Raw genomic sequence first — 14,075 nt, 5'->3', positions numbered from 1 at the left:
GGTGAGGCCGTGGCGGGCGTGGTCGGGTGCGGTCCGGGAATGCGGTACACTCGTATGCGTTGCCCAGCGGAAGCACGGTCTTCCGGCGGGCGTTCATGGTGGGCGTAGCTCAGTTCGGCAGAGCGCCTGGTTGTGGTCCAGGAGGTCGCGGGTTCAACCCCCGTCGCTCACCCGCTGTGAAAGGCCGTCCCGAGGACTCGGGACGGCCTTTCGTCGTTCCCGCCCCGGCCCGTGCAGGGGCGAGGCCCCCGGCAAGTCGAAGGAAGTGCGTCATGGCCATCCGCCCCGTGGTGATCACCGGCAACCCCGTCCTGCACCGCCCCGCCGCCAAGGTGACGGCGTTCGACGACGAGCTGCGCGCCCTCGTCGAGGACATGTACGAGACCATGGACGCCGCCCACGGCGTGGGGCTGGCCGCCCCGCAGATCGGCGTGGGCCTGCGGATCTTCACCTACGCGTTCCAGAACGACGACGGGGTCCCGCCGCGCGGGGTGCTCGTGAACCCCGTGCTGACCCTCGGCAAGATCTCCCAGGACGCCCCGGACCCGGACGAGGAGTCGGAGGGCTGCCTCTCCGTGCCGGGCTACAGCTGGCCGCTCAGACGGGCGGACTGGGTGCGGGTGGCCGGGGTCGACGCCGCAGGAGCACCGGTGGCCTTCGAGGCCAAGGGCTGGTTCGCCCGGGTGATGCAGCACGAGTACGACCACCTGGACGGCAAGCTCTACCTGGACCGGCTCAACGACAAGTGGGCCCGCAAGGCCCGCAGGGCGGTCAAGGCGGAGGGCTGGGGCCGGGACGGCCACAGCTGGACCCCGGGGGTCGACGAGGACCCGTTCGGGCACTGAGCCGCCGGGGACGCCTCAGTCCCCGGGCAGCACCAGCACGAGCTCCCCGGCCGAGCGGGCCGTGGGCTCCCGGAGCTCCGCCCGCCAGCGCTCCCCCGCCGCCGCGAGCAGCTCCTGGGGCGTCCCGACGCGCTCGCCCCCGGCGGCACGCTGCACCAGGTGCCGGGCGAGCAGCCCGCGGGTGTGCTTGGCCATGTGCGAGACGACCGTGCGCGTCCCGCCCCGTTCCCGGACGACCTTGACCCCGACCGTCCGCTCCCGGGGGGCACGCCACGCGGCCGCGTAGGCGGCCGAGCGGCAGTCGACCACGAGGCGGTCCTCCGCGGCGGGTCCGAGCGCGGCGGGCAGGTGGCGCTTCCAGTGGGCCGCGAGCTTGCCCAGACGGGGCAGTTCCGTCCCCATGGACAGCCGGTAGGCCGGGATCCGGTCCGTGGGCCGCACCGCGCCCCACAGGGCGGAGACGACGACGAGGGAGGCCGCCGCCGCCTCCCGCTCCGCGGGCGTGAGCCCGGCCGGGTCCAGGGCGTCGTACAGCACCCCGGTGTAGACGTGCAGCGCCGGCGCCGCGGGCTCGGCACCCAGACGGGTGTTGCGCTCGACCTCCTCTCGCAGCCGCTGCCCCACGCCCAGCACGTCCAGGGCGTCCGCGCGGCTGCTCGCGCTCGCCAGCTCGGCGAGGACCTGCTCACGGGCGGGCGTGAGCTCGGGGAACGCGAGGGCCCCGGTGTCGACGGGCTCGCCGGAGACGGGGGCGGTCTTGGTCTCGGAGGGGGGCAGCAGAATGAGCACCCGCAGAAGTCTAGTGACCCGTGCGGGCGTGGACGTCCCGGCGGCAGGTCCCGCCGGATCCTGCCTCCGGGACCCTGCCGTGGGGCCGGGCAGCAGGGCCGGGCACCGGCGCCGGACAGGATCCCGGGCAGCGGGGCCGGGCAGCGAGTCCCGACAGCGGGGCCGGGCAGCGGGGCCGGACAGGATCCCGGGCGGGTAGGATGGACGGCGGACAGGCCGGCCGGGTGACCGCGGGCCGCGACCTCCGGGTCGGCGGCGCGAGGAAAGTCCGGGCTCCGCAGAGCAGGATGGTGGGCAACGCCCACTCGGGGGAACCCGCAGGAAAGTGCCACAGAAAACAGACCGCCCGCCCCGGTCCGTCCGGGCAGCGGGTGAGGGTGAAAAGGTGGTGTAAGAGACCACCAGCGCGCCGGGTGACCGGCGCGGCTCGGTAAACCCCATCCGGAGCAAGGCCAGACAGGGTGCGCCCGAGGGCTGCTCGCCCGAGCACCCGGGTAGGCCGCTGGAGCCCGTCGGCAACGACGGGCCTAGATGGATGGTCACCAGCACGGCCCGGGCGACCGGCCGTGTGCACAGAACCCGGCTTACAGGCCGGCCTGTCCCCCGTTCCTCCCCGCCCGTCGGCGCTCAGCCGCGGACCAGGATCACCCCGCACTCCGGGCAGGTGAGCACCTCGTCCGGGTTCGCCGCCCGGAAGGTCGCCGCGTCGGTGGGGCTCAGCGCCGTCCCGCAGGACCCGCACACGCTGCCCCGCAGCTCCGCGGCCGCCGGGCGCTCCGTGCTGCGGCCGGTGCGGATCCGCTCGTACCGGGCGACCAGCGCGGGGGCGCCCACGGCCTGCGCCGCGGCCTCGCGCGTGGCCGCCAGCTTCTCGCGCTCCGCCGTCAGGGCCTGCCCCTCCTCGTCCCGGGCGGCCACGCGCCCCCGGGCGTCGGCGTCCGCCGCCCTGAGCCGGGGCGTGATGCGGGCGCGGTGCTCGGCGGCGTCGTCGAGCTCCTGCATGAGCTCCAGCTCCGCCTCCTCCGCCGCGGCCAGCTGCCGGGTGCGGGTGTCGATCTCGTGCTGCAGCCCCATGAGGTCCTTGGCGGTCCCGCCCTGCTCCAGGCGACGGCGGTCCTTCTCGATGGAGGCCTGGACGCGGGCGACCTTCTCCTCCGCCGCGGCCAGCCGCTGCCGGATGTCCTGCTCCCCGGCGTCGAGCTCCTTGGCCGCGGCGATCGCCCGGGCCCGCAGCTGTAGCGCGGCGGCGACCTCGGGGTCGGTCCTCAGCTCCCCGATCCGGGCCGCGATGCGGCGCAGCCGGGCGTCGACGCGCTCGAGCTCCAGGAGCGCTCGTTGCTGCTCGGGCGTGGCGGTGCTCATGCTGGTCCTCCTGGGGTCGGGCCGGAGCGGTCGTGGCCGGGGCGGTCGTGGCCGGGGCGGCCGGCCGGCCGGTGGTCGTGGCCGGAGTGATGGTGGCCGGACTGGTCATGGCCGAACTGGTCATGGCCGGACTTGTCGTGGCCAGACTCGTCCTGGACAGATTCGTCGTGGCCAAGTCCGCCCTGGACAGGGTGGTCGAGACCAGCGTGGCCGTGGGCCGGGCGGTCGGCGTTCCCGTGGTCGTGGGCGGGGTGGTCGACACGGAAGTCCCACGGGTCGGAGCGGCGCACCGAGACCTCGACCGCCACGTCGTGGCCGCGCTCGGCGAGCGCCGCGCGCAGTGCCGCCGCGCCCACGGGCAGCCACAGCCACTCGCTGGCGAAGTGGGAGAGGTCCACGAGGCAGGGGGTGCCGTCCGCACCCGGGCCGAGGGCCGCCTCGCGGGCCTCGGAGGCGGGGTGGTGGCGCAGGTCCGCGGTGACGTAGACGTCGGCGCCGCTGGCCCGCACCTCGTCGAAGAGGGAGTCCCCCGCCCCGCCGCACACCGCGACGCGGCGCACCGGGGTGTCCGGATCCCCCGCCACACGCACCCCGTGGGCGGTGGCCGGGACGGCGGCGGCCAGGCGCCGTGCCAGCTGCGCCAGGGACACCGGTTCGGGCAGCTCGCCCACCCGGCCGATGCCCACCGTGGGATCGGCCGGGTGCGGGGCGAGCGGCGTCGTCGTCGTGAGCCCTGCCGCGCGGGCCACGGCGTCCGAGACGCCGTCCGGGGCGGAGTCCGCGTTGGTGTGGCAGGCGAGCAGGGCGCACCGGTGCTCGATGAGCTCGTGCACGGCCGCGCCCTTGAAGCCGTCCGCGGCCACGGAGGTGACTCCGCGCAGCAGCAGCGGGTGGTGGGTGAGGAGCAGGTCGGTGCCGGTGGACACGGCCTCGTCCACCACGTCGGCCACGGGGTCCACGGCGAACAGGATCCGGCGCACGGGCTGCTCCGGGCGCCCGGTGACGAGCCCGCTGGCGTCCCAGGGCTCCTGCAGGTGCAGCGGCCAGAGCGCCTCGACGACCTCGAGCACCTCCGACAGCGTGGGGGCGGGTCCGGGCGGGGCCGTGCTTTGCTGGCTCATGGGCCCAGTCTAGGAGTCCGCCCGACGGAGGCCCCGGCGGGTCCGGGCGCGGCCTCGGGAATGTTGCGCGCGGCGCGGTGTTGTACGGGGCATGGCCTTTCCCGAGCACGCCGACGCACGCCCCGTCCCCGAGGACCGACCCTCCCCCGACGACCGCTCCGCCCCCGACGACCGTCCTGCCTCCGTGACCTTCGTGCTCGCGGGCGGATGTTTCTGGTGTCTCGACGCGGTGTACCGGATCACGCGGGGCGTCACCTCCGTGGTCTCCGGCTACACCGGCGGCGCCACGGACCGTCCCGGCTACTACGAGGTCTGCGCCGGCAGCACCGGGCACGCCGAGGCGGTCGCCGTGACCTTCGACCCCTCCGTCGTGCCGGCGGACGTGATCCTCGACCTCTTCTTCACCGGTCACGACCCCACCACCCTCAACCGGCAGGGCTACGACGTCGGCACCCAGTACCGCTCGGCGATGTTCTGGGCCGACGACGCCCAGCGGGAGCTCTTCGCGGCCGCCATCGAGCGCACGCAGCCGCTGTGGGACCGGCCGATCGTCACCACCCTCGAGCCGCTGGGCACCTTCTGGGAGGCCGAGCCCGAGCACCAGGACTTCTACGCCGAGCAGCCCTGGAACGGGTACTGCCAGGTGATCATCAATCCCAAGCTGGCCAAGGTCCGGCAACGTTACTCCGCGTGGCTTACCGCGTAGTAGCAGTTGCGGCGCCTGGCTAGGCTGAGCTAGGACCGCGCCGCCGCGGGCACCCCCAGGGCCCGGCGGCGCAGGAGCACGTTCCCACCCCACCGAGAACCGACCACGCAGAAACCGAGGTACGCACATGGCGAAGATCTACAACGACGTCACCGAGATCGTGGGCCGCACCCCGCTCGTCCACCTGAACCGGCTCGACGAGGGCCTGCCCGGCAACGTCGCCGTGAAGCTGGAGTTCTACAACCCGGCCAACTCGGTCAAGGACCGGATCGGCGTGGCCATCATCGACGCCGCGGAGAAGTCCGGCAAGCTCAAGCCGGGCGGCACGATCGTGGAGGGCACCTCCGGCAACACCGGCATCGCGCTGGCCATGGTCGGCGCGGCCCGCGGGTACAAGGTCATCCTGACCATGCCCGAGACCATGTCCACGGAGCGCCGCGTCATGCTCCGCGCCTACGGCGCCCAGATCGTGCTCACCCCCGGCGCCGAGGGCATGCGCGGAGCGGTCGACAAGGCCCGCGAGATTGTCGACGGCACCGAGAACGCCGTCCTGGCCAGCCAGTTCGCCAACGAGGCGAACCCCGCGGTGCACTACGCCACCACCGGTCCCGAGATCTGGGAGGACACCGACGGCGAGGTCGACATCTTCATCTCGGGCGTGGGCACCGGCGGCACCATCACGGGCGCGGGGCGGTACCTGCGCGAGCAGAAGCCGGACGTCCGCCTGCTCGTGGTCGAGCCGGCAGACTCGCCGCTGCTGACCCAGGGCAAGGCCGGCCCCCACAAGATCCAGGGCCTGGGCGCGAACTTCGTCCCGGACATCCTCGACCGCGAGATCTACGACGACGTCTACGACGTGACCGTCGAGGACTCCGTGCGCGTGGCCCGGGAGCTGGGCACCAAGGAGGGCATCCTCGGCGGGATCTCCTCGGGCGCCATCGTGTGGGCCGCCCTGCAGGAGGCCGCCAAGGAGGAAAACCGGGACAAGCTGATCGTGGCGGTCGTGTGCGACTACGGGGAGCGCTACATCTCGACCCTGCTCTACGAGGACATCCGCGGCTGATCCGCCCCGGGCGCTCCGCGCCGACGACCCGCCCCTTCCGGGAATAGCGCCGCCTCCCGGCGACGTTGCCCCGGAGGTGGGCGGGTCGTTCCGGTTCGCACCCCGCAGCCGGCCCGCGTCGATCCCCGCCGCGGACCGGGCCGCCGCCCCCGGAAGAACCGACCCCCGGAAGAACAGAGGAAGACCTTGAGTTTCTGGAGCAGACTCGCCGAGGACCTGCAGACGGCCCGCACGCACGACCCCGCCGCCCGCTCCCGGCTGGAGATCGCCCTCAACTACTCGGGTCTGCACGCCATCTGGATCCACCGCCTCTCGCACCTGCTGTGGCAGCACCCGGACCGTCGGCTGCTCGCCCGGACGGTCTCCCAGCTCGGCCGGTTCCTCACCGGCGTCGAGATCCATCCCGGTGCCGTCATCGGTCGTCGCTTCTTCATCGACCACGGCATGGGCGTGGTCATCGGGGAGACCGCCGAGATCGGCGAGGACGTGATGATCTACCACGGGGTGACCCTCGGCGGCCGCTCCCTGGAGAAGGTCAAGCGCCACCCCACCGTGGGCGACCGCGTGGTGATCGGCGCCGGGGCGAAGATCCTCGGTCCTGTGGAGATCGGGGCGGACTCGGCGGTCGGCGCCAACGCCGTGGTGGTCAAGGACGTGCCCGAGGACGCGATCGTGACCGGGATCCCCGGCAAGGTCCGCCCGCGCACCCCGGAGAAGCAGCAGCCGCTGGTGGACCCCTCCACCTACATCGACCCCGCGATGTGGATCTAGGCGGCGCCGATCCGGGAAGGACCGCACCCCGGCACGCAGGAGGGCCACGCACCCGGCGGTGCGTGGCCCTCCTGCGTGCCGGGGTGCCGGCTCGTGGCTAGGCGATGACCTCGGAGCGGTCCCCGGACCACAGCGTGTGGTAGACGCCCTCGGCGTCGTCGGTGCGCCGGTAGGTGTGCGCGCCGAAGTAGTCGCGCAGCCCCTGGGTCAGGGCCGCGTTGAGGCGGGGGCGGCGCAGGGAGTCGTAGTAGTTCAGGGTGGAGGCGAACACCGGGGCGGGGATCCCGCGCTCCACCGCCCGGGCCACCACTCGGCGCCAGGACGGCAGGGCGTCCTCGATGGCGGAGACGAACTGCGGGGCGAAGAGCAGGTTCGCCGGGGCCGCGTCCCCCTGGTAGGCCTCCATGATGACCTCCAGCAGCTGGGCGCGGATGATGCAGCCCTCCCGCCACAGGCTGGCGATGGTGGCCAGGTCCAGGTCCCAGCCGTACTCGGCCCCGGCCATGGTGAGCATGTCCAGGCCCTGGGCGTAGGAGACGAGCTTGGAGGCGTAGAGGGCCTTGCGCACGTCCTCGACGAACTCGGGGTCGTGCACCACGTCCTCGGTGGTCCCCCCGATGCCGGCCGGCAGCACGCGCTGGGCCTCCAGGCGCATCTCGGGCTCGGCGGAGGACAGGGCGCGGGCGAAGACGGACTCGGCGATCGCGGTGACCGGGGAGCCCAGCTCCAGCGCCTCCTGGACGGTCCAGCGGCCGGTGCCCTTCTGCCCGGCCGCGTCCACGATGACGTCGATCAGGGGCTCACCCGTGCGGGCGTCCACCTGCCGGAGCACGTGGGCGGTGATCTCGATCAGGTAGGAGCCCAGCTCCGTGGTGTTCCACTGCTCGAAGACCTCGGCCTGCTCGGCCGGCTCGATGCCGGCGACCGCGCGCAGCAGCTCGTGCGCCTCGCCGATGACCTGCATGTCGGCGTACTCGATCCCGTTGTGCACCATCTTCACGAAGTGCCCCGCGCCGTCGGTGTCGATCCAGGCGCAGCACGGCTTGCCGTCCTCGGCCTTGGCGGCGATGTCCTCCAGCAGCGGCCCCAGCGCGTCGTAGGACTTGGCCGGTCCGCCGGGCATGATGGAAGGCCCCAGCAGGGCGCCCTCCTCCCCGCCCGAGACGCCGACACCGACGAAGTCGATGCCCTGCGCGGCCAGCTCCCGCTCCCGGCGACGGGTGTCCTGGAAGTAGGAGTTGCCGCCGTCGATGATGATGTCGTCCTTCTCCAGCAGCGGCACGAGCTGCTCGATCACCGCGTCCACCGGTGCCCCGGCCTTGACCATCACCAGGATGCGGCGGGGGGTCTCGAGGGAGTCGACGAGCTCCTGGAGAGTCTCGGTGCGGATGAAGTTCCCCTCGGACCCGTGGGCCTCGAGGAGGGCGTCGGTCTTGCCGACCGAACGGTTGTGGAGGGCGACGGTGTACCCGTGCCGGGCGAAGTTGCGGGCGAGGTTGGCGCCCATGACCGCGAGGCCGGTCACGCCGATCTGAGCTTTCTGTTCTGCTGCCATGCCCCCAGCCTACAAACCCTGGCGGGCGGCTCGGTCCGTTCCCCGCTCGGCGCCCCGCTCACGGGACCCACGGAGGCGCCCGGTGGCGAAGGCACCCTGCCGACGGACCCGGCGGACGGCTCGCCGGACACCCTCTGTCACAAACCCCCCGCACCGGGTCGGGGGCCCTACCGTGGTGCCATCGCACACAGAGTCCAGGGGGTAGGGATGCGGGCGTGGAGGAGAACGGTGATCGGGGCCGTGGCGTGTGCCGCACTGTGGTCGGGCCCCGGGTTCGCACCGGCCGCCGCCGCCAACGGCAAGGTCGACGTGGTCGTGGGCGGCAATGAGGTGCTCAACGAGGCCACGATCACGCGCGCCAGCGAGAAGGCCGCGGCACTGTGCGGGGGCAAGGCCTCCGCCTACGTGAAGAAGGCCCAGAAGGCGGACCGTGAGGGGAGCATCGTGGTCGTCTGCCGGCGGGCCGGGGGGAAGCAGGTGTACTTCCGCTAGCCGGGGCCGGCACGTGGGTCCTACCGGGATCGAACCGATGACATCCACGGTGTAAACGTGGCGCTCTACCAGCTGAGCTAAGGACCCTGACAACCGGGTGGACGATTTTCGCAACCGCCAGCACCCGGTTCCGGAACAGGCTACCCGGTGCTACCGACTGGTAACCAGGTCGGGCACCCCCTACGGCTGTGGTGTTCGCCACATCCGTGCCCCATTCTACGGGCGGGCGAGTCGCTGTTCGAGCCGGACCAGGAACTCGGTGGCCGGGGCGTCGACCTTCACCCGGGCGGCGGCGTCCCCGCGGGTCCGGCCGTGGTTGACGATCAGCACGGGCACGCCGGCGCGCACGGCGTGCCGGACGAACCGGCGGCCCGAATTCACGGTGAGGGAGGAGCCCACCACCAGGAGGGCGTCGGCGGTGTCCACCATCCGCAGCGCCCGCAGCACCCGGTGCCGCGGGGCGTTCTCGCCGAAGAAGACGACGTCGGGCTTGAGGATCCCGGAGCAGACGGGGCAGTCGGGCACACGGAATCCCGCCGTGCGCGGCACCACCGCGTCGGCGTCCGGGGCGAACTCGATGTCCTCCGGCGAGCCGATCGAGTCGTAGAAGCCGGGGTTGAGCTCGTCGAAGATGTCGGAGAGCACCGCCCGCGGGATCCGCGTGCCGCACCGCATGCACAGCACGCGCGTGAAGCGCCCGTGCAGGTCCACGACGTTGAGGGAGCCCGCCGCCTGGTGCAGGCGGTCGATGTTCTGCGTGACGACGCCGGCGACCGCTCCGGCGCCCTCCAGCCGGGCGAGGACCCCGTGGCCGGGGTTGGGGTCGGCCCGCTCGAGGTGCCGCCAGCCGTACTGGTTGCGCGCCCAGTAGTGGCTGCGCCTCGCGGGGCTGCCCATGAACTCCTGGAACGTCATGGGGGTGCGCGGGGCCGAGCCGGGTCCGCGGTAGTCCGGGATCCCGGAGTCGGTGCTGATCCCCGCTCCCGTCAGCACCGCGGTCCGGCGCCCGGACAGCAGCGGCACCGCCGCGTCGAGGCCCTCGTCCAGGCTCGCGGCGTCGGGATCGGGGAACTGGTCGGGACTGACGGGGGCGCCGTAGCCGGCGCGTACGGTGGGCATCGCTGGTCGCTCGGACGGCGCCGGGGCCTCAGGCCGACAGCTTGGCCAGGGCGGCGCGGTAGGCCTCGAGCTCCCGCGGCGTGCCGGGCTCGGCCCGGAAGACGTCCACGACGACGCCCTGGGAGTCGAGCACGAACGTGGCCCGCTCCGCCTGCCCCGCCACGGGGTCGAAGACGCCGTAGCGCTCGGCCACGGCCCCGTGCGGCCAGAAGTCGGAGAGCAGGTCGAACTCGAAGGACTCCTCCCGCGCGAACGCCCGCAGCGCGTACTTGGAGTCCACGGACACCGCCAGCAGCTTCACGCCGGCGTCGTCGAACACCGCCAGGTTGTCCTGCAGCCGGCACAGCTCCCCGGTGCAGGTCCCGGAGAAGGCGAACGGGTAGAAGACGATGCTCACGGGCTGTCCCCGCAGCCCGCTCAGGGTGACCGGTTCGCCGAACTGGTTCGGCAGAGTGAAGTCCGGGGCGGTGTCGCCGATCTCGGGCATGGGTGGTCTCCTGTGCTGTGGACGCCGGGGCGCGTGCTCAGACGTTGCGCTTGGGCATCAGGCGGGTCGCGGCCCAGTCCGCGCTGACCCGCGCGGTCGTGGTCACGTGCAGCCCCGCCGTGGGAGCCGCCTCCTGGACCTCGGCGGGCGGCACGTAGCCGTCGCGCCCGGCCTTGGGCGTCAGCACCCACACTACGCCGCCGTCGTCCAGGGTGGTCTGCACGTCCACCAGGGTGTCCACGAGGTCGCCGTCGCCCTCGCGGAACCACAGCAGCACGGCGTCGACGACCTCCTGGTCCTCCTCGTCGAGCAGGTCGGAACCGATCAGGTCCTCGATGCCCTCCCTCAGGTCGAGGTCGACGTCCTCGTCGTATCCGAACTCCTGGATGTAGTCGCCATCCTTGAAACCGAGCTGGACTACCGCGTCGCCCGCGGTGGTCTTGGCCTCGCTCACTGTTCTTGCTCCTTCTGGGATCGGGCCGACGAGCGACCGCGCACTGCGTACCGGTGCGGGGCTCCGCCTGCCCGTCGGCGGACCGCGGGGGCACGGTGGCGGGCCGGATACCGGCTTCATCTCCCAGACAACACCGGATCAGGGTGTCTTTCAAGCTCCCGCACGGTGACGTCCCCCCGAATCGTGGGCCGCGCCCGCGTGTGACGGTCGGTCCCGGGTGTGGAAACATGGTGCCAACAGACACCCCGTACGCCTGGAACACCCCGCCGGCGCGATCCGCACGGCGGGCCGGTCCCCGGACGCCCCACCCCCGCGGGTGGCGCCCGGGAAGCGGAGCGGTCGGCGGGTATTTTGAGACTGTCGGAACGGCCCGGCCGCGCTCGCGCGTGCGCTCGCCCGGGTTCCGCCCGGCAACTCGACGAAGAGAGGTTCAACGTGCCTTCATCCAGCAACCACCACATCCTCAGTGGCTTGACCAACAACTTCAAGGACTCCGACACCGAGGAGACCCGGGAGTGGATCGAGTCCTTCGAGGGCCTGATCGAGACGCAGGGCACGGAACGGGCGCAGTACATCATGCGCGCCCTGCTCCAGCACGCCGGCGCCAAGAGCGTGGGCGTGCCGATGGTGACCACCACGGACTACGTCAACTCGATCCCCGTGGACCAGGAGCCGGAGTTCCCCGGCGACGAGGAGGTCGAGCGGCGCTACCGCGCGTACCTCCGCTGGAACGCGGCCGTGATGGTGCACCGCGCCCAGCGCCCCGAGATCGGGGTGGGCGGGCACATCTCCTCCTACGCCGGTGTGGCGACCCTCTACGAGGTGGGGCTCAACCACTTCTTCCGCGGCCCCGAGCACCCCGGCGGCGGCGACCAGGTGTTCTGGCAGGGCCACTCGGCCCCGGGCAACTACGCGCGCGCCTACCTGGAGGGGCGGCTCACCGAGGAGCAGCTGGACGCGTTCCGCCAGGAGAAGACCAAGGCGCCCCACGGCCTGTCGTCCTACCCCCACCCGCGGTCCATGCCGGACTTCTGGCAGTTCCCCACCGTGTCCATGGGCATCGGCCCGCTCAACGCGATCTACCAGGCCCAGTTCAACCGCTACCTGGACAACCGCGGGATCAAGGACACCTCCGACCAGCACGTCTGGGCGTTCCTGGGCGACGGCGAGATGGACGAGGTGGAGAGCCGCGGCGCGCTGCAGCTGGCCGCCAACGACAAGCTGGACAACCTCACCTTCGTGGTCAACTGCAACCTGCAGCGCCTGGACGGGCCGGTGCGCGGCAACGGCAAGATCGTCCAGGAGCTGGAGGCCTTCTTCCGCGGCGCCGGATGGAACGTCATCAAGGTCCTGTGGGGCCGGGAGTGGGACCAGCTGCTCACCAAGGACCGGGACGGTGAGCTGGTCCGGATCATGAACGAGACCCTGGACGGCGACTACCAGACCTACAAGGCCGAGTCCGGCGGGTTCATCCGCGACCACTTCTTCGGCAAGTCCCCGGCCACCAAGGAGCTCGTCGCGGACATGAGCGACGACGAGATCTGGGAGCTCAAGCGCGGCGCGCACGACTACCACAAGGTCTACGCCGCCTACAAGGCCGCCATGGAGCACAAGGGCCAGCCGACCGTCATCCTGGCCCAGGGCGTCAAGGGCTACGGGCTGGGCAGCCACTTCGAGGCGCGCAACGCCACCCACCAGATGAAGAAGCTGACGCTGGAGGACCTCAAGGCCTTCCGCGACCACCTGCGCATCCCGGTCTCCGACGAGCAGATCGAGGAGGACCTCTACAACGCCCCGTACTACCACCCGGGCAAGGACTCCCCGGAGATCAAGTACCTGCTCGAGCGGCGCAAGGAGCTGGGCGGGTTCGTCCCGGACCGCCCGCACCAGCAGCAGGAGATCACGCTGCCCACCGACGCCGCCTACAAGTCGGCCAAGAAGGGCTCGGGCAAGCAGATGGCCGCTACGACCATGGCCTTCGTGCGCATCCTCAAGGACCTGCTGCGGGAGAAGGACTTCGGCCACCGGATCGTGCCGATCATCCCGGACGAGGCCCGCACCTTCGGGATGGACTCGTTCTTCCCCACGGCGAAGATCTACAACCCCAACGGGCAGAACTACCTCTCCGTGGACCGCGAGCTCATGCTCGCCTACAAGGAGTCCGTGCAGGGCGTCATCCTCCACCCGGGGATCAACGAGGCCGGGGCGAGCGCGGCGTTCACCGCCGCCGGCACCTCCTACGCCACCCACGGCGAGCCGATGATCCCGGTCTACATCTACTACTCGATGTTCGGCTTCCAGCGCACGGCCGACGAGTTCTGGGCGGCCGCCGACCAGCTGACCCGCGGCTTCCTCATCGGCGCGACCGCCGGGCGGACCACGCTCACGGGCGAGGGGCTCCAGCACGCGGACGGGCACTCCCCGATCCTGGCCTCGACCAACCCCGCGGTGGTCCACTACGACCCGGCCTACGGCTATGAGATCGCCCACATCGTCCGGCGCGGGATCGAGCACATGTACGGGAGCCGTGACGAGGACCACGACGTCATGTACTACCTGACGGTCTACAACGAGCCCTACCAGCAGCCGGCCGAGCCGGAGGACGTGGACGTCGAGGGAATCCTCAAGGGCATCTACCTGCTCAAGCCCGCCGAGAAGGACGGGCCCCGCACCCAGCTGCTCGCCTCCGGCGTGGCCGTGCCGTGGGCCCTGGACGCCCAGCGGATCCTCGCCGAGGACTGGGGCGTCTCCGCCGACGTGTGGTCGGTCACCTCGTGGGTCGAGCTGCGCCGTGACGGGCTCGCCGCGGAGAAGGAGTCGTTCCTCAACCCGGGCGAGGGGACCCGGACGCCGTTCGTGGCCCAGCAGCTCGCCGGGGCGACCGGGCCGATCGTCGCGTCCTCGGACTTCAGCTCGGACCTGCCGGACATGATCCGCCAGTTCGTGCCCAACGAGTTCGCGTCCCTCGGCACCGACGGGTTCGGCTTCGCCGACACGCGCCAGGGCGCCCGCCGCTTCTTCCACGTGGACTCGCACTCCATGGTGGTGCGCGCGCTCGAGATGCTCGCCAAGCGGGGCGAGGTCGACTGGCGCACCCCGGGCGAGGCGATCGAGAAGTACCGCCTGCACGACGTCAACGCCGGGACCTCGGGCAACGCCGGCGGCGACGCCTGAGCCGAGCCCACCGGCGCCGTCGTCGTCACGGTCGGGCGGGGGCGGGAGCGTGCTCTAAGCTCGGGGCATGGCAGGACAGGACGGGAACCCGACGGCGCGCTGGCTGCGCCACGAACGGCGTCCGGGTCCCCTCGCCC

The 14,075-nt window shown here is 72.2% G+C and carries 12 protein-coding genes, 2 tRNA genes, 1 other RNA gene and 1 pseudogene; 8 read left to right on the top strand and 8 right to left on the bottom strand.

The window, feature by feature from the left end:
- The first annotated feature begins 98 nt into the window (after nt 1-98).
- Nucleotides 99-172, top strand: a tRNA-His gene (locus ABL57_RS16575).
- A 100-nt stretch (nt 173-272) separates the two neighbouring features.
- The gene (gene def, locus ABL57_RS16570; protein ID WP_047804587.1) at nt 273-845 is read left to right on the top strand and encodes a peptide deformylase; all 573 of its coding nucleotides are present in this window, start codon (nt 273-275) and stop codon (nt 843-845) included.
- Nucleotides 846-860: 15 nt separating this feature from the next.
- Here def and ABL57_RS16565 read toward each other — a convergent pair whose 3' ends face one another.
- Entirely contained in the window at nt 861-1,634 is a 774-nt protein-coding gene (locus ABL57_RS16565) for a YaaA family protein (protein WP_047804586.1), read from the bottom strand.
- A gap of 212 nt (nt 1,635-1,846) precedes the next feature.
- Between ABL57_RS16565 and rnpB the strand changes: the two genes are divergently transcribed.
- Nucleotides 1,847-2,237, top strand: an RNA gene (gene rnpB, locus ABL57_RS20900) — RNase P RNA component class A.
- A 24-nt stretch (nt 2,238-2,261) separates the two neighbouring features.
- Here rnpB and ABL57_RS16560 read toward each other — a convergent pair.
- A complete protein-coding gene (locus tag ABL57_RS16560; protein WP_047804585.1) occupies nt 2,262-2,996 on the bottom strand; it encodes a zinc ribbon domain-containing protein in 735 nt (244 codons plus the stop codon).
- Between the two features lie 238 nt (nt 2,997-3,234).
- A pseudogene (locus tag ABL57_RS16555) lies at nt 3,235-4,117 on the bottom strand (Nif3-like dinuclear metal center hexameric protein); the annotation flags it as partial.
- Nucleotides 4,118-4,208: 91 nt separating this feature from the next.
- Between ABL57_RS16555 and msrA the strand changes: the two are divergent.
- The 3 genes from msrA (at nt 4,209) to epsC (ending at nt 6,657) form a co-directional block, all read left to right on the top strand.
- Nucleotides 4,209-4,823, top strand: coding sequence for a peptide-methionine (S)-S-oxide reductase MsrA (msrA, locus tag ABL57_RS16550; protein ID WP_082157515.1), 615 nt, complete (start codon nt 4,209-4,211; stop codon nt 4,821-4,823).
- A gap of 127 nt (nt 4,824-4,950) precedes the next feature.
- On the top strand, nt 4,951-5,886 hold the full coding sequence (cysK, locus tag ABL57_RS16545) for a cysteine synthase A (protein ID WP_047804584.1): 936 nt from the start codon (nt 4,951-4,953) through the stop codon (nt 5,884-5,886).
- 186 nt (nt 5,887-6,072) lie between these two features.
- Nucleotides 6,073-6,657 carry a serine O-acetyltransferase EpsC gene (gene epsC / locus ABL57_RS16540; protein WP_047804583.1) on the top strand — a complete coding sequence of 195 codons (585 nt, stop codon included), beginning with the start codon at nt 6,073-6,075 and terminating at the stop codon, nt 6,655-6,657.
- Nucleotides 6,658-6,754: 97 nt separating this feature from the next.
- Here the strand turns inward: epsC and gndA are convergent, their stop codons facing one another.
- Nucleotides 6,755-8,212: an NADP-dependent phosphogluconate dehydrogenase gene (gene gndA, locus ABL57_RS16535; RefSeq protein WP_047804582.1), complete on the bottom strand. Its 1,458-nt coding sequence runs from the start codon at nt 8,210-8,212 to the stop codon at nt 6,755-6,757.
- A gap of 228 nt (nt 8,213-8,440) precedes the next feature.
- Here gndA and ABL57_RS16530 point away from each other — a divergent pair, with 228 nt between their 5' ends.
- On the top strand, nt 8,441-8,704 hold the full coding sequence (locus tag ABL57_RS16530; protein WP_047804581.1) for a hypothetical protein: 264 nt from the start codon (nt 8,441-8,443) through the stop codon (nt 8,702-8,704).
- A 14-nt stretch (nt 8,705-8,718) separates the two neighbouring features.
- On the opposite strand, the gene ABL57_RS16525 is transcribed toward ABL57_RS16530, so the two are convergent.
- The 4 genes from ABL57_RS16525 to ABL57_RS16510 all read right to left on the bottom strand — a co-directional run bounded on the left by ABL57_RS16525 (nt 8,719) and on the right by ABL57_RS16510 (nt 10,764).
- Nucleotides 8,719-8,791: transfer RNA gene (locus ABL57_RS16525), tRNA-Val, on the bottom strand.
- A 129-nt stretch (nt 8,792-8,920) separates the two neighbouring features.
- Nucleotides 8,921-9,823 (bottom strand): Sir2 family NAD-dependent protein deacetylase, encoded by a 903-nt coding sequence (locus ABL57_RS16520; RefSeq protein WP_047804580.1) that lies wholly within the window; start codon nt 9,821-9,823, stop codon nt 8,921-8,923.
- A 28-nt stretch (nt 9,824-9,851) separates the two neighbouring features.
- Nucleotides 9,852-10,310, bottom strand: a complete 459-nt coding sequence (locus ABL57_RS16515; protein ID WP_047804579.1) for a peroxiredoxin — start codon at nt 10,308-10,310, stop codon at nt 9,852-9,854.
- A 37-nt stretch (nt 10,311-10,347) separates the two neighbouring features.
- Complete coding sequence (locus ABL57_RS16510) at nt 10,348-10,764, bottom strand: DUF3052 domain-containing protein (protein ID WP_047804578.1); 417 nt, start codon at nt 10,762-10,764, stop codon at nt 10,348-10,350.
- A gap of 435 nt (nt 10,765-11,199) precedes the next feature.
- Here ABL57_RS16510 and aceE point away from each other — a divergent pair, with 435 nt between their 5' ends.
- Complete coding sequence (aceE, locus tag ABL57_RS16505) at nt 11,200-13,938, top strand: pyruvate dehydrogenase (acetyl-transferring), homodimeric type (RefSeq protein WP_047804577.1); 2,739 nt, start codon at nt 11,200-11,202, stop codon at nt 13,936-13,938.
- The last annotated feature ends 137 nt before the right edge of the window (nt 13,939-14,075 follow it).

The sequence above is a fragment of the Kocuria sp. SM24M-10 genome (assembly GCF_001027955.1).
Classification (GTDB): domain Bacteria; phylum Actinomycetota; class Actinomycetes; order Actinomycetales; family Micrococcaceae; genus Kocuria; species Kocuria oceani.
This window is presented reverse-complemented; position numbering and strand designations above follow the sequence as displayed.

Coding starts and splice junctions, on each gene's coding strand:
- def (WP_047804587.1), top strand. CDS start 273: ATGGCCATCCGCCCCGTGGTGATCACCGGCAACCCCGTCCTGCACCGC.
- ABL57_RS16560 (WP_047804585.1), bottom strand. CDS start 2,996: ATGAGCACCGCCACGCCCGAGCAGCAACGAGCGCTCCTGGAGCTCGAG.
- msrA (WP_082157515.1), top strand. CDS start 4,209: ATGGCCTTTCCCGAGCACGCCGACGCACGCCCCGTCCCCGAGGACCGA.
- cysK (WP_047804584.1), top strand. CDS start 4,951: ATGGCGAAGATCTACAACGACGTCACCGAGATCGTGGGCCGCACCCCG.
- gndA (WP_047804582.1), bottom strand. CDS start 8,212: ATGGCAGCAGAACAGAAAGCTCAGATCGGCGTGACCGGCCTCGCGGTC.
- ABL57_RS16520 (WP_047804580.1), bottom strand. CDS start 9,823: ATGCCCACCGTACGCGCCGGCTACGGCGCCCCCGTCAGTCCCGACCAG.
- ABL57_RS16515 (WP_047804579.1), bottom strand. CDS start 10,310: ATGCCCGAGATCGGCGACACCGCCCCGGACTTCACTCTGCCGAACCAG.